Below are 13841 nucleotides of genomic sequence, written 5' to 3' on the forward strand. Positions count from 1 at the left end.
GGCTGTGCCTGTCATTGAGCCACCGGGTGCCGGCGGTACACAGCTACAATCCAGTACAGTCACAAGTAACTGTACTGCTCACAATCCCCTTACAGTCACGCCCATGTCCCGACCGTCCAGCCGCATCGACAGCGTCATCCAGGCCGTCCGCTCACGCATCAACTCGCGCCTGGATGGCCCAGGCAGCCGCCTGCCTTCGGTGCGCGCGCAGGCGGCGGCGATGGGCGTTTCCGTGTCCACCGTGGTGGAGGCCTACGAACGTCTGGCGGCAGAAGGCGTGATCGCCGCACGCGCCGGCTCCGGCTTCTACGTGGCTGGCCCGGCAGCACCGCTGGCGCTGGCCGAGATGGAACCGCGGCTTGATCGCGCGGTGGACCCGCTGTGGGTATCGCGGCAATCACTGGAAACCCCGTCCGGCCACCTCAAGCCCGGCTGCGGCTGGATGCCCAGCGACTGGCTGTACCACGATGGCCTGCGCCGTGGCCTGCGCCGCATGGCCCGCGCCGACGCCGCACACCTGGTCGACTACGCAGCGCCACTCGGCCTGCCGGCACTGCGGCAGACGCTGCAGCGACGCGCGGCCACGCTGGGCATCGAAGCGTCGATGGAGCAGCTGCTGCTGGCCGAATCGGGGACGCATGCGGTCGACCTGATCTGCCGCTTCCTGCTGAAGCCCGGCGACTGCGTGCTGGTCGACGACCCGAGCTATTTCAATTACCACGCGATGTTGAAGGCGCATCAGGTGCAGGCCATCGGCGTGCCCTACACGCACACCGGCCCGGATCTGCAGGTGTTCGCCAGCGCATTGCAGGAACACGCGCCGCGCCTGTACATCACCAACGCTGGTCTGCACAATCCGACCGGCGCGGTGCTGTCGGCGACCACGGCGCATCGCCTGCTTGGCCTGGCCGAACGCAGCGAACTGATCATCATCGAGGATGACATCTTCGCCGACTTCGAGCTGCGCCCCGCGCCGCGGCTGGCGGCGCTGGATGGATTGTCGCGGGTGATCCATGTCGGCAGCTTCTCCAAAGCCATCTCAGCTGCATCGCGCTGCGGCTACATCGCCGCGCGCCCTGAATGGATCGAGGCATTGACCGACCTGAAGCTGGCCACCAGCTTCGGCGGTGGGCACCTGGCCGCGCACCTCATGCAGATCGCACTGACCGACAGTGGCTACCGACGGCACATGCAGGCGGTGCGCACGCGCCTGGCCGATGCGCGCAAGCACACGCTGCGGCAGGTGCAGAAGCTGGGCATCACGCCGTGGCTGCAACCGGAAGCAGGGCTGTTCCTGTGGTGCCAACTGCCCGATGGCCGCGATGCATCGGCGGTAGCGCGGCTGTGCCTGCGCGAAGGCGTGGTGGTGGCGCCCGGCAATGCCTTCAGCCAGTCGCAGCGGGCTGCCGACTACGTGCGCTTCAATGTGTCGCAGTGCCAGGACCCGAAGATCTGGCAGGTACTGGGGAAGGCGCTGCAGACGCGAGAGGGATGACTGGCGATTGACCGGCTGTTGAATACTTCGGACTCAATCGGCGAGGTAGGTCTCTGCGGGAATGTCCAGCAGCTCCGGACCTGAAAGCGTCGCGCCCTGCAGATCGGCGCCGGCGTTCAAGGCATTGTCGATCGCATTGAGCAGCGAACTCCGCTGGCAGATCGCCTTGAACGCAGCGCGCGGGCCTTCGTGGTACATGGCCAGGGCGCGCTGCAGGCCATCGACGAATACCGGTTCGCGCTCGAGCGGCAGTTCATGCCGCTCACCCTGCGCGTCAGAGGCGGTGAATGTACGCGGCAGCAGCACGTCCAGTTCCATGTGCCCGATCAGGGTCATGGCGAATGCTTCAGGCAGCCACACCAACAGGCGGCGCATCTGCCCGTGTTCGCTGCCGAGCGCGAGCAGTGCCTGCTCGGCGTGCTCCTCATCCACGTCCTCGCGTCCAAGCAATGTCAGCGCCAGTTCGAAGGCTTCCGCCGATGGCATCGGGGGCGTGCGAGGGTTCATTCGCGATCTCTGGAATACAGGCAGGCGCAGACCTTAATCAAAGGCGGGCATCCCTGCAATCGACACTTGCGGAGCGCGGTAAAGTGGATGCTCGCCATTGCTGCAGGAATGCTTCCGATGTCCTTCTCCGATCCCCACGCCGTCGCCCGCTACACCGACGGTCCGCTGCGGCAGGTGCCGGGTTTCCTCGGACTGCAGCAGATGACCCACCTGCTGCTGGCCGAACATGTGCCCGACGATGGCCAGGTGCTGGTGCTCGGCGCAGGTGGCGGCCTGGAGCTCAAGGCCTTCGCCGAAGCGCACCCGCACTGGCGGATGCTCGGTATCGACCCGGCCGCACCCATGCTCTCGCTGGCCGAACAGACCCTGGGGCCATTGATGGCACAGGTCACGCTGCTGGAAGGCTATATCGACGATGCCCCGCACACCGTCTTCGACGGCGCCACCTGCCTGCTGACCCTGCATTTCCTCACCGTTGAACAGCGCCTGCACACCCTGCACGAACTGCGGCAACGGCTGCGGCCGGGTGCGCCACTGGTGGTAGCCCACCACAGCGTGCCGCAGGACGCGGCCGGCAAGCATCGCTGGCTGCAACGCTACGCCGCATTCGGGGAGGCCTCCGGTATTCCACGTGCCGATGCGCAGCGCGCGGTCGCCGCCATCACCGAGCGCCTGCCGCTGCTGTCGCCCGAACAGGAAGTGGCGTTGCTGCAGGCGGCCGGCTTCGACAACGTGGAACTGTTCTATGCCGGCTTCAGCTTCAAGGGATGGGTAGCCTACGCGCCGGCGACGCCGGTATAGGCCCGCGACGCACGCTCATGGCACCACGGTGATGCCGATCCGCTGCATCAGCAGCGCGATCTGCTGCACATCCAGCGTGGCGCCACGCAGGTTGGTGCTGCGCACGTCCAGCTCGCCCAGTTCGGAGTTGGTCAGGTCGCAATCGGTGAAGTTGGCCGTGTTCCAGTCGATGCCCTCGAACTGGCCACCGGACAGATCCGACCCAGCGAAACTGGCGCCGCTGACATTGGCCCCGTCCCAGCGGTTTTCCCACAGCTCGCACTTCTCCAGCGTCACCCGCGAGAAGTTGGCATAGCGCAGGTTGGATTTCTTGATGAAGGCGCTGCAGAACCAGCTGCGCGTGGTGATCTGGTTCATGAAACTGGCGTTGCTGAAATCGGCGCCCTGCGCGCGGCACTCGCTGATTTCCAGCCCCAGCGCCTTGATGAAGTTGAAATTGCACATGCTGATGTCGCACTGGCGGAAGCTGGCTTCCTTCAACGTGGCGCCACTGAAACGGCACCCGGTGCGGGTGTCGGCGTCGTAGAAGCCGCAGTTCACGAATTCGGTGGCGGTGAGGTCCGCGCCGGAAAAGTCGCACTCGTGGAACTGCTGGTCGACCACCTTCTGGCCGGTGAACTGATCGGCGCCGATGCGCAGCTTGTGGTGAATGGTGGAGGACATGCAGGGTTCCGTGCCGGGTGCATTGCCATGATGCCGCGCTGGAAAGGCGATGGGCAGCACAGCCTCGAGCGCGATTCACCATCGCTGCAGCCGAAGTGTGTACAGCCCGTCTCGCCAACTTCTGGCCGGGCACTCGATGTTGCACGTTCATGCGCGTTTATGCACACTTGAAGCATGAACCCCGACCCGACCCTCCCCGCCGAGCGTACCCAGCTGATCCTGCAGGAGCTGCGCCAGCAAGGGCGCGTAGTGGCCGCCGAACTGGCCCGCCGCTATGGCATATCCGAAGATTCGATCCGCCGCGATCTGCGTGAACTGGCCGCCCAGGGCCTGTGCCAGCGCGTCTATGGTGGCGCGGTGCTGCCGGCCCCGAAGGCTGTACCGCTGCGCGAACGGATGACCCAGGACCGCACCGGCAAGGATGAGCTGGCCGCCCGTGTCTGCACGCTGCTGCAGCCCGGCCAGGTCCTGCTGATCGATGCCGGCTCGACCAACCTGGCCATCGCCCAGCAGCTGCCGGGCGCGCTGGGGCTGACGGTGATCACCAACGCGCCACAGATCGCCACCGCCGCGGCGTGGCAGGACGGCACCACCGTGCAGCTGATCGGTGGGCGTCTGGCCGCAGGCGGCGGCGCGGTCGGTGCCGAGGCGCTGGCCCAGGTGCAGCACCTGCGGGCGGATGTCTTTCTGCCCGGCCCCTGCGCCGTGGACGTCGATACCGGCGTGTGGGCGATGGACGCCGAGGAAGCCACGCTCAAGCGCGCGATGGTGGCCTGCAGCAGTCGCATCATCGTCGCCGCCACCACCGAAAAACTGGGCGCACGCGGAAACTGGCAGATCGCCGGCCTGGACGACATCGACGATCTGGTACTGACCACGTCTGCACCGCCTGCGCTGGCCGCCCGTTTCCGTGCCGCCGGCATCGCAGTACATCCGACACCTCCCTGACCGTACCGCCCATGTCCCTCGCCAACCGACCGCGTGCCGAACAGCACGCGACCCGCGCTGCATTCTTCATTCCCGGCTTCGCTACCGCGCTGTGGGCCACGCTGGTGCCCTTCGCCAAGGCACGCACCGACATCAACGACGCCACCCTGGGTCTGGTGCTGCTCTGCCTGGGCGCCGGCTCGCTGCTGGCCATGCCGTTGTCGGGCCTGTTCGCCGCACGGTTGGGTTGCCGCCGGGTGATGGTCGCCACCACGCTGATCATCTGCGCAACGGTACCCGGCCTGGCGTTGGCTGAGTCGGCGTGGATGTTGGGCCTGGTGCTGTTCGTCTTCGGTGCCGGCGTGGGCGCGATGGATTGCACGATGAACGTACAGGCCGTGGTGGTGGAACGCGAAGCGCAGCGGGTGATGATGTCCGGTTTCCACGCGTTCTTCAGCATCGGTGGATTCCTCGGCGCGGCAACGATGACCCTGTTGCTGAGCGCGCGCATGGTTCCCATCGCGGCCGTGCTGCTCGGCGTATTGATGATGGGTGTGGTCGCGCTGCTGTCGGCGCGCTACTGGCGTGGCGAGCGCGTCGCACACGATGCACCGCTGCTGGCGTGGCCGCGCGGCATCGTCATGTTCATCGGCGTGCTTGCCTTCATCGCGTTTCTGGCCGAAGGCGCGATGCTGGACTGGAGCGCGGTGTTCCTCACGGACATCCGCAAGGTCGATGCCAGCCATGCCGGCATCGGCTACGTCACCTTCACCCTGACGATGACCGTGGCGCGCCTGCTCGGCGACCGCCTGGTGGAGCGCATCGGCCGGCAGAAGGCCATCGTGGCCGGTGCGCTGCTGGCCTGCGCCGGCGTGCTGGTGCTCACTCTGGTTACACCGTGGCAGGCGTCATTGGGCGGCTACGTGCTGGTCGGCCTGGGCTGCGCCAACATCGCACCGGCGCTGTTCTCGCTGGCTGGCAGCCAGAACCGGATGCCGCAGGCGATCGCCATCACTGCGGTCTCCACGCTTGGATTTGCAGGCATTCTTGCCGGCCCCGCGCTGATCGGCTTCGCTGCCAATCATTTCGGCCTCATCGCCGCCTTCGTAGGCGTGGCGATGGCGCTGTTGCTGGTGGCGGTGTCGACGCGCTGGCTGCGGGGATGATGTGCCTGGCGGCGCTTGCGTCGGAATGTCATCCGCAACCGCCGATAGCCGATCACCGTCGCCGTCGCGCACAGCGCGGTGCCCGCCAGGCTGAGCAACAGCAGCACGGCCAAGCGGCTGTTCTGCTGCCGCAGCAGCGCAGGTAGATCCCAGCTGTGCAGGAAGGAAAACAGCCAGCGACCTGCACGCTCGCGCCTGCCCAGCGTCAACAGCGGATCGCCGGTAGCCAGGTCGACATAGACGCGGGTTGCCTCAGCGTCATCGAAGTCAGCCATCGCCACCGGAAAGCGGCGCACCGCGGCGCCGTTCATCGCCTCTGCAGCGCGCGGATAGAAGTAAGCATCGGGCGCCTGCAGCAGGGTGAAACTGCGCAGGCGTGCCTCGGACATCGCCGCAACCCTGCCCTGCAACCAGTCTGCACCGAACGCAGCGGACACGTGCAGTGCGCCGCCACGTTCTGTGACCACACGCGAATCAGCATTGCCGTCCAGCGCCACCGCGAACAGTTCACCGCCGATGCGCCGCCACTGGATCTCGACCGGCACGAACTGCGGCGTGTGCACTGCGGCCAGTACCGCAGCCGGCTGCGCGATGACGCCGGAATCCGCCGCCACCTCACCCTGATAGCGCGCAAGGTCAAGCGAAGCGTGTGAACTGCTGAACACCCCCAAGGGATTCATCGACATCAATCCACTGAAGATCCAAGTGAACACGAATGCGCTCGCCATCAACCCGATCAGATGATGCCAGCGCATCCACGGCTCCTGGTACGGTGTCTTCGACCCTGACCGGTACTGCCCGCGAAACCGCCAGCGCCAGATGCCTACCACGACCCCGCTGATCGCGGCCATCGTGCACAGCGCTGAGAGCACAATCACAGTCCAGGTCCACACCGGGTCCACCGACTGCATGCGCAGGAAGTACAGCCAGTGCAGCCACGCGCCCACATAGTTCCAGCGCTGTTGCAGGCGTGGTGCATCCAGTACCACTTCGCCGGTACGCGAGGACACGTAGACATCACCAGGCTGTGCGCCACCCACACCGACGCGGTACAGCGGCCGATGCGGATCAAGGCCGCGCGAATGCGTCCAGCGATCCTCATCCAGCGGCATGGCACCAACGAAGGCAGGCCCGGCGGCGAACTGCGCGGCGGACACTTCGGCCCGCTGCGCCGATACAGGCGGCAAGGCCTGCCCGCTAAGCGCCGACCACGCGCCCATGCCCGCCCCGGAGCGAACCACGTAGGCGGGCTCGCCACGCAGCGTCGTCAACACGACCCGCTCAGGCTCCTGTCGCACGGCGTCCGGTAGCACGGAAAGTGCCTGCCAGCCGCGCGTATCGGCCAAAGCGGGCAGCGCGGCCAAGCGTTCTCCCGGCGTCAGCTTCGGGTAACCGATGAACAGCATCACCATGCCGCTGACGAACCACAGCAACATCAGCAGGCACCCACCGATGCCGAGCCAACGATGCACCAGGTAGGTCCAGCGCTTGGCAGTGGATCGCAGCGACATGGCAACCGTCCTCAGAAGCGATGGTCGAAGGTGAATTCGACGCGCCGGTCGGCGCCCAGCAGCCACTGCGTACTGGTGTAGTACGCCGTGGCGTAGTACGCCTTGTCGAACACATTGAACACGCGCGCGGTCACCCGTGTACGCGGCGCTGCCTGCCAGGTCAGGGCCAGATCGGTGGTGGTGTAGCCCGGCAGCTGCAGCGTGTTGGCGTTGTCGGCATAGCGCTTGCCCACGTAGCGCACGCCGCTGGCCACGCTCCAATCGGGCAGGAACTGCCAGCTCAACCAGACGTTGGCCAGGCGCTCGGCCACGTTCGGCGGCACGTTGCCATCACGCGAGACGATCACCGCCGGCGTGCCGGTGGCTTCCAGGAAATCCTCGAACTCGGCCTTGAGCACGGTCGCGTTGGCATCCAGCGACCACTGCGGCGCGAAGGCCCAGTTCAACGAGGCTTCGATTCCCTTCGAGGCCTGTGCACCCACCTGCACGCGACGGTCCGGTTGCAACGGGTCACGGCTGAGCAACCCGGTCTTGCGGATGCGATAGGCCGCCAGCGTCCATTCGCCCCCATCGAAGGCCTGCTTCATGCCGACCTCGACCTGCTTGCCCTTGGCCAGATCGAACACGCCGTTGGCCGGGCTGATCATCAACAGCCCGCTGACCGGGTCTGCCGCCTGCGAATACTGCGCATAGAGGGTCATCGACGGTTGTACTGCGAACACCGTGCCCGCTCGCCAGCCGGTGCTGCTGTAGGTCTTCGAGAACGCTCGCTGGCCGCTGACCAGGTCGTTGCGGTCGATCGTGGCGCGATCGTGGCGCACGCCAGCAAGCACTGACCAGCGCTCGCTCAGTTCCAGCCGGTCCTCCAAGAACAACGCGACCTGCTCGGCGCTGTTGCGGTAGCGCGGCAGGTTGGGTGCATCGCTGACGAACCCGCCGGGCACCGGGTTGAAGGGATCCACAGGCCCCGAGCTGCCCGCATAGGTGTTGTTGGTGTGCTTGAAATGCGCACGGTTGGCATCGAAGCCAACGGCGAAACTGTTGGGCAGACCACCCGTATTTCCCAGCAGGCGCAGCGTGGACGTCAGGCCGGTCTGGTCCTGGTTGTGGGTGATCTGGGTGTTGCCGGAGCGGTCGATGAGGCCGGTGCGCTCGTTGTAGACATAGGCCTCGGCGTTGCGCCAATCACGCTGGCTGTCGATCTGGTAGACGCGCGTGCGCCATTCCACGTTCTCGTTCGGCGTCCACAGCGCATCGAGCTGGGTCCAACGGTCGCGGAAACGGATTGCGCTGTCGGCCACGTTGTAGTTCTTGTGGCGCAGGGCATCCAGCTGCCGCCCGTCAATCAACGGCGTACCGAAGTAGCGCATCGGCTTCTGGTAGCCCTGCGCATGGGTCAGCGTCAACTGCAGATCCGCCCGTGGCTGCCACAGCAACGCACCGGAAAACGTAGCATCGCCGTTGTGGCCGCGGTCGACCCAGCCGCTGCTGTAGTTGCCGCTGACGTCCACGCGGTAGGCCAGCGCCGGCGTGAGCGCACCGCCACTGCCGAATCCGAGTCGCGCGGTGTCTTCGCTACCCAGGGTCACGCTTACCTCGTTCTCGATGGCACCGCGCGAAGGCTTCTTCGGCACGATGTTGACCACGCCGCCGATGGCGCCATCACCATGGATGACCGAGGCCGGCCCACGCAGCACCTCGATGCGCTCGATCGACCAGGTATCGAACGGAAAGGTGATGCCCACACCGCCGTACTGGCGCAGGCCGTCGTACAGGCGCATCACCGAGGCACCATCGGTAAAGCCACGGCTGGACAGCGCACTCAGGCCATTGCCCGGATGGGGAAGTGCACTGATCGCGCCGGCGCGGGTGATCGCGTCGTTGAGATTGGAATCACCGCGCTGCTCCAACTGCTCGCGCGAAATCACGGTCAGGCTGGCCGGGGTCTGCAGCACGCTCAGGCAGAGGGTCGAACCGGTGCTGGCGGTGGAGGACAGCGCGCCGCTGCGGGTATCGACCACGCGAACGGTATCCAGGGTGGTCGGCGATACGGCATCTGCGGCAAGCGCAGGCGTGGCCTGCAGGAAGGATGCGCACAGCGCAGGCAGCGTCGCCCAGCGCAGCGGGGCGAAGTTGGGGGTGGTTTTCATGTGTTCACGGCATGCAAGGCCGCCCCGCACTGCGAGGCAGCAGAAAGAAAGGCGCACGCTGTAGTGCCAGGCCACGCCTGGCAACCCGGGAAAACCAATCAGCGCGTGCGCAAAGCGCTCAGACGGCCAGCAGTACCGGTGGCCCGCGCGCGCCCAACGTGCCGCAGATGCGCTGCGGCAACGTCTGCACCGCACCACGCAGCGCGCGGCACACCGGTGCCAGCAGCATCATCAACAGCAGCGCCGCCACCAGCAAGGTGATCAGTCGTGCGGCAATCAGGCAGTAGTCGCAGTCCACGCCCATCTCATGGTCGACGTGTGGATCTGCAGGCGGCTTCGGTGCCGCTTCGCCATGCTGCATTGCCATCGCGTGGTGGTCGTGATGCCCGTCCATCGCGTGCTGCGCGTGCAGGGTGTGGTCCATGACCGCCACCGGTGCAGCAACGGCAACGTGCGCATGCGCCAGCCAGCGGCTCACCAGCGGGGCAAGCAGCACCAGCAGCATGGCAAGCCATGCCAGGGTCTGGAACCGGCGGTGGAGAACGGAGCGACGCACCCCGTCATTCTACGAGGGCGTGGCCAACCTTGGACCATGTTCAGGGTTGCTGGTGCGGACCTGCGACATCGTGACGCAGGGGCCCCCTGCAGATCCACACCATGCGCGGATATCCGCCGGAGGGGACGGAGGAGCGACCGATGTGACAGCCCCCTTCCGTCCCCTGGCGGCAACGTTAGAACCGCGCCGGTTGCTGCACAGCGCGTTCCAGGAACATGACGCCCGCCTGCAGGCTGTTGCGGGCGTTCTCCAACCAGCGCTCCGGATCGGCTACCGCAAATCGCTCCTGTGCGTCCACATCCCCGGAGTCGGCCAGGTCGGCCAACTGCAGATGGATGTGGTGCTCCACCAGGCTCATCAATACAGCGAGCTCGGCCGATACCCCGGCGATGCGTTCGGTGAAGCCAGCGTCGTTGCTGTTCAGAGACATGTCCCCTGTTCCTATGCGTTGCGGTGTTGATGGATGGCTTCGAAACGCTCGGCACAGGCAGGCCCACAGAACAGTCTGGCCGGATCGTTTTCGAAGTCTTCGCTGCAGTCCGGGTTGTGGCATTCCCCAGTGGGTGTGAGAGGAGCAACGTTGCTGGCCCGCACTGCGTGCTGGGCCAAGGCGCGTTGCAGGTGGCGCGCTTCCAGTTCCTGCGCTTCGTCGATGGTGTCCGTCATGCCAGTCGTATTTTATCGGGGGGTGGTCGCACCGATTGAGAACGCCGCGACGGTCGCGTGCGGCGGGAGCGCGGCGTCGGACAGGCGTATTTCATCGGATTCGTTTTCAGACATGCGGACTCCTTGTGCATGGTGCCCAGGCCGGGCTATGAGAGAGAGCGAAGGGCCGTGTCGAACGGCACCGGCATCATCGGAAAATGCGTTCTCGCCGGCTGCGACGCATCGTCTCGATGAGGGCGATCTGCGACTGTCATCGCAGATCCCTCACGGAAGAGACGCCATTCGAAGACAGGGATGCAAGGTGTCAAAAGGTGTTGCAAAAGCAGACCCGTTCCGACACCATGATGATGTCACCACCTTCCGTCACCCACTGACCACTTTGCGTCGGGCAGCCGCCGCATGTCCCGCGCACAGCGGGCAGCACACAGCACCATGGCCGCGACCGGCCGCAGTGAACCGAACCATGCTTCAAGGGGACCCCGCCGAATGCAGACACCGCACCCAGTGCAGGACATCGTTCCGGCATTCCTGCAGGCCATGCACGCACACGGCATCGTGCCTGATGCGCGTGGCCGCGATGCACTCAATGCGGACGGCACGCTGGTGCGCTTCCACGTCGAGGGGGATCGGCGCGGCACCCGCAATGGCTGGGCCGTGCTGTTCGGCGACGACGTGCCGGCCGGCGAGTTCGGCAGCTGGCGTACCGGCCTGCGCCATGGGTGGTGCGCGAAGTCGCCGACGTCGTTGACCGCCGCCGAGCAGCGTGCGATCCGGCAGCGTCAGGAAGCGGCCCGCGCGGACCGTGAAAGACAGCAGCGCGAGCGCGAGGACGCGGCGGCCAAGGCGGCCAATGTCCTGTGGAACCGTGCCGTGCCTGCCGATGCCAGCCACCCGTATCTTGTGCGCAAGGGCATCCAGCCGCACGGACTGCGCGTAGCGGCCTGGCCGGTGCGCAACAGCGAAGGCCTGGTGTTCCGGCACATCGACAACACACTGCTGGTCCCGGTAATGAATGCCGCAGGCCGCATTGTCTCGCTGCAGGCGATCTTTCCACGCATGGATCTGGCGCTTGGTCGCGACAAGGGCTTCCTGGCTGGCGGCCGCAAACAGGGCTGCTTCCATGTGCTCGGCAAGCCACTGTCCAGTCAGCCCATCGCCATCGCCGAGGGTTATGCCACGGCGGAATCCATCCATCAGGCGACCGGCTGGTGCGTGGTGGTGGCCTGGGACGCCGGCAATCTTGCCTCGGTCGCCCGTGCATGGCGAAGTGCCATGCCCGAGGCAAGCTTCGTGATCTGTGCCGACAACGATCAATGGACCCGGCAGCCGCTGGACAATCCCGGCGTCACCCAGGCAACGCATGCCGCTGCGGACATCGACGCACGCGTGGTATGGCCCGAGTTCGCCATTCTGCACGACGAGGATGACCGCCCCACCGACTTCAACGATCTGCATCTGCGCGAAGGATTGGAAGTTCTGCGTGCGCAGTTGATGCCCGCCGCTGCCGCCACCGGGGATGAAGCGGCCACAGAGGATGACGCGCCGGCAACGGCCGCCGCGCGCTATCTGGTACCTGGCAATCTCTCCGCCTTCGACACTTTTACCCCGTTCCCCGACTGCAGCGCGCGTGGCCGACCATTGCCGACCGCACGCAATCTGGCCGAACTGTGCCGGCGCACTGGCGTGACCGTGCGCTACAACGTCATCCGCAAGGATCTGGAGATCCTCGTCCCCGGCCTGCAGACCACGGTGGACAACGCCAAGGAGGTCGCCGCCGGCGAAGTGATGGACTGCATGCACCGCGCCGGCATGGCCATCGCCAGCTTCGAGACCAACCTGTGCCAGGTGGCCGAAGCCAATCCGTACAACCCGGTCGCCAGCTGGATCACCTCACGGCCGTGGGATGGGCAATCACGCCTGCAGGCGTTCTTCGATACGGTGCAGGAAGCCCAGCCGACACGCATGGCCGACGGCCGCGTCCTGAAGGAGATCCTGATGCGACGCTGGTTGATCTCCGGCGTTGCCGCCGCATTCGAACCCGATGGCGTGGTCGCCCGCGGTGTACTGACCTTCGTGTCGAAGCAGAACCTGGGCAAGACGCGCTGGGCACGGCAGCTGGCACCGGGCGAGCTGCAGCTGATCGCTGATGGCGTGGTGCTGGACCCGGCCAACAAGGACAGCGTCAAACAGGTCATCTCCAAGTGGATCGTCGAGCTGGGCGAGGTCGATGCCACGTTCCGCCGCACCGATATCGCCGCGTTGAAGTCCTTCATCTCCCGCAGCCATGATGAGATCCGGCGTCCCTATGCGCGCACCGAATCACGCTACGCACGGCGCACGATCCTGTTTGCCAGTGTCAACGACGAACGCTTCCTGCGTGATGCCACCGGCAATACGCGCTGGTGGACCGTACACGCGGTGGCGCTGGGCGAACCGGCACGGATCGACATGCAGCAGGTCTGGGCCGAAGCCCATGCGCTCTACTGCAACGGCGAGACCTGGCATCTGGCCAGCGATGAACTGGATGCGCTGAACGCCACCAACAGCGAACACGAACCGATCTCGCCGATCGCCGAACTGATCGACCGTCACTTCGACTGGTCATTGCCTGCCGAGCACCGGAGCACGCCCTATCGCGCCACCGAGATCGCCATTGCAGTGGGCATCGACAAGCCCAACCGCCGTGACGTCAACGAAGCGGCAGCCTACGTGGTCAAGCGCCATGACGTGCGCACCAAGCTGATCGGCAAGGAGCGGGCGAAGGTGTGGTTGATGCCACCGCGCAAGCGCAGCGCTGCCGATCACGCCGCCGGACCGTTCTGATGCCGCGAACCCACGACGGATGCGATGTCGAGAGCAGCAGCGCCGACTGGCGTCTGGACTGCGAGGCACGGCACTTGCTGCGACTGGACGGCTACCCCTACGTCGATGCGCACGGATGCTGGACCAGGATCGGGCCGCGCCGGCATCGCCAGCAGTACCTCCAGCGCGTGCAGGTGGCACGCGGCCATGCCGAGCGCGATCGGCTGGCAGCGGCCGCGCTGCGGATATGGCACGCAACAGCCTCGCACGCCGAAACTGAGATGTAAGTAGATGAAAGGTGTTTACTAGGAGCGCCTGCAAAGGCAAGATGTGGGCAACGGCCATGCCACCTTCCAGGAGCCCAGCCATGCCTCGCGCCCGCCCGCACGCCTTTGAAGGCGAACAGCTGACCGTGCAGCAGATCCATCAACGCGTACCGGTGCTGTCGCAGCGGACCATCCGCGACCACCTCGCCGCCGGCCGCCGCACGTCCACGGCGATGCTGTGCTTCGACCCCATCGCCGCCGCCGCACGCGGTGGCCGCATCACCCAGCGCATCCTGCGCGCCCGCAGCAGCACGGGCAGCGATTGCTGACT

General features: G+C 66.1%; 14 protein-coding genes. 7 read left to right on the plus strand and 7 right to left on the minus strand.

Annotated features, from left to right (window positions below; translation table 11 throughout):
- The first annotated feature begins 103 nt into the window (after positions 1-103).
- A complete protein-coding gene (locus QOL57_RS05915; RefSeq protein ID WP_089239245.1) occupies positions 104-1495 on the plus strand; it encodes a PLP-dependent aminotransferase family protein in 1392 nt (463 codons plus the stop codon).
- A 33-nt stretch (positions 1496-1528) separates the two neighbouring features.
- Here the strand turns inward: QOL57_RS05915 and QOL57_RS05920 are convergent, their stop codons facing one another.
- The gene (locus QOL57_RS05920) at positions 1529-2002 is read right to left on the minus strand and encodes a hypothetical protein (protein ID WP_141134249.1); all 474 of its coding nucleotides are present in this window, start codon (positions 2000-2002) and stop codon (positions 1529-1531) included.
- 117 nt (positions 2003-2119) lie between these two features.
- Between QOL57_RS05920 and QOL57_RS05925 the strand changes: the two genes are divergently transcribed.
- Positions 2120-2803: a class I SAM-dependent methyltransferase gene (locus tag QOL57_RS05925; RefSeq protein ID WP_089239241.1), complete on the plus strand. Its 684-nt coding sequence runs from the start codon at positions 2120-2122 to the stop codon at positions 2801-2803.
- Positions 2804-2818: 15 nt separating this feature from the next.
- On the opposite strand, the gene smqnr is transcribed toward QOL57_RS05925, so the two are convergent.
- The gene (gene smqnr, locus QOL57_RS05930; RefSeq protein WP_089239239.1) at positions 2819-3466 is read right to left on the minus strand and encodes a SmQnr family pentapeptide repeat protein; all 648 of its coding nucleotides are present in this window, start codon (positions 3464-3466) and stop codon (positions 2819-2821) included.
- Positions 3467-3640: 174 nt separating this feature from the next.
- Between smqnr and QOL57_RS05935 the strand changes: the two genes are divergently transcribed.
- Positions 3641-4414, plus strand: a complete 774-nt coding sequence (locus QOL57_RS05935; RefSeq protein ID WP_089239237.1) for a DeoR/GlpR family DNA-binding transcription regulator — start codon at positions 3641-3643, stop codon at positions 4412-4414.
- A gap of 11 nt (positions 4415-4425) precedes the next feature.
- On the plus strand, positions 4426-5559 hold the full coding sequence (locus QOL57_RS05940; RefSeq protein ID WP_089239235.1) for an MFS transporter: 1134 nt from the start codon (positions 4426-4428) through the stop codon (positions 5557-5559).
- Here QOL57_RS05940 and QOL57_RS05945 read toward each other — a convergent pair.
- From QOL57_RS05945 to QOL57_RS05965, 5 genes are all read right to left on the minus strand, one after another.
- On the minus strand, positions 5475-7070 hold the full coding sequence (locus QOL57_RS05945; RefSeq protein ID WP_089239233.1) for a PepSY-associated TM helix domain-containing protein: 1596 nt from the start codon (positions 7068-7070) through the stop codon (positions 5475-5477). The genes QOL57_RS05940 and QOL57_RS05945 overlap by 85 nt on opposite strands.
- 11 nt (positions 7071-7081) lie before the next feature.
- On the minus strand, positions 7082-9220 hold the full coding sequence (locus QOL57_RS05950) for a TonB-dependent receptor (protein ID WP_089239231.1): 2139 nt from the start codon (positions 9218-9220) through the stop codon (positions 7082-7084).
- Positions 9221-9338: 118 nt separating this feature from the next.
- Positions 9339-9725: a DUF2946 family protein gene (locus QOL57_RS05955; RefSeq protein ID WP_089239229.1), complete on the minus strand. Its 387-nt coding sequence runs from the start codon at positions 9723-9725 to the stop codon at positions 9339-9341.
- 226 nt (positions 9726-9951) lie between these two features.
- A complete protein-coding gene (locus QOL57_RS05960) occupies positions 9952-10206 on the minus strand; it encodes a hypothetical protein (RefSeq protein ID WP_089239227.1) in 255 nt (84 codons plus the stop codon).
- Between the two features lie 11 nt (positions 10207-10217).
- Positions 10218-10442, minus strand: coding sequence for a hypothetical protein (locus tag QOL57_RS05965; protein WP_089239225.1), 225 nt, complete (start codon positions 10440-10442; stop codon positions 10218-10220).
- Between the two features lie 486 nt (positions 10443-10928).
- On the opposite strand from QOL57_RS05965, the gene QOL57_RS05970 reads away from it, so the two are divergent.
- From QOL57_RS05970 to QOL57_RS05980, 3 genes are all read left to right on the plus strand, one after another.
- Complete coding sequence (locus QOL57_RS05970) at positions 10929-13265, plus strand: VapE domain-containing protein (RefSeq protein WP_089239223.1); 2337 nt, start codon at positions 10929-10931, stop codon at positions 13263-13265.
- On the plus strand, positions 13265-13531 hold the full coding sequence (locus QOL57_RS05975) for a hypothetical protein (protein ID WP_089239221.1): 267 nt from the start codon (positions 13265-13267) through the stop codon (positions 13529-13531). Before QOL57_RS05970 ends, QOL57_RS05975 begins: the two co-directional genes overlap by 1 nt.
- Before the next feature lie 80 nt (positions 13532-13611).
- Entirely contained in the window at positions 13612-13839 is a 228-nt protein-coding gene (locus QOL57_RS05980; RefSeq protein WP_089239219.1) for a hypothetical protein, read from the plus strand.
- The last annotated feature ends 2 nt before the right edge of the window (positions 13840-13841 follow it).

This window comes from Stenotrophomonas sp. yr243, from assembly GCF_900184195.1.
Taxonomy (GTDB): Bacteria; Pseudomonadota; Gammaproteobacteria; order Xanthomonadales; family Xanthomonadaceae; genus Stenotrophomonas; species Stenotrophomonas lactitubi.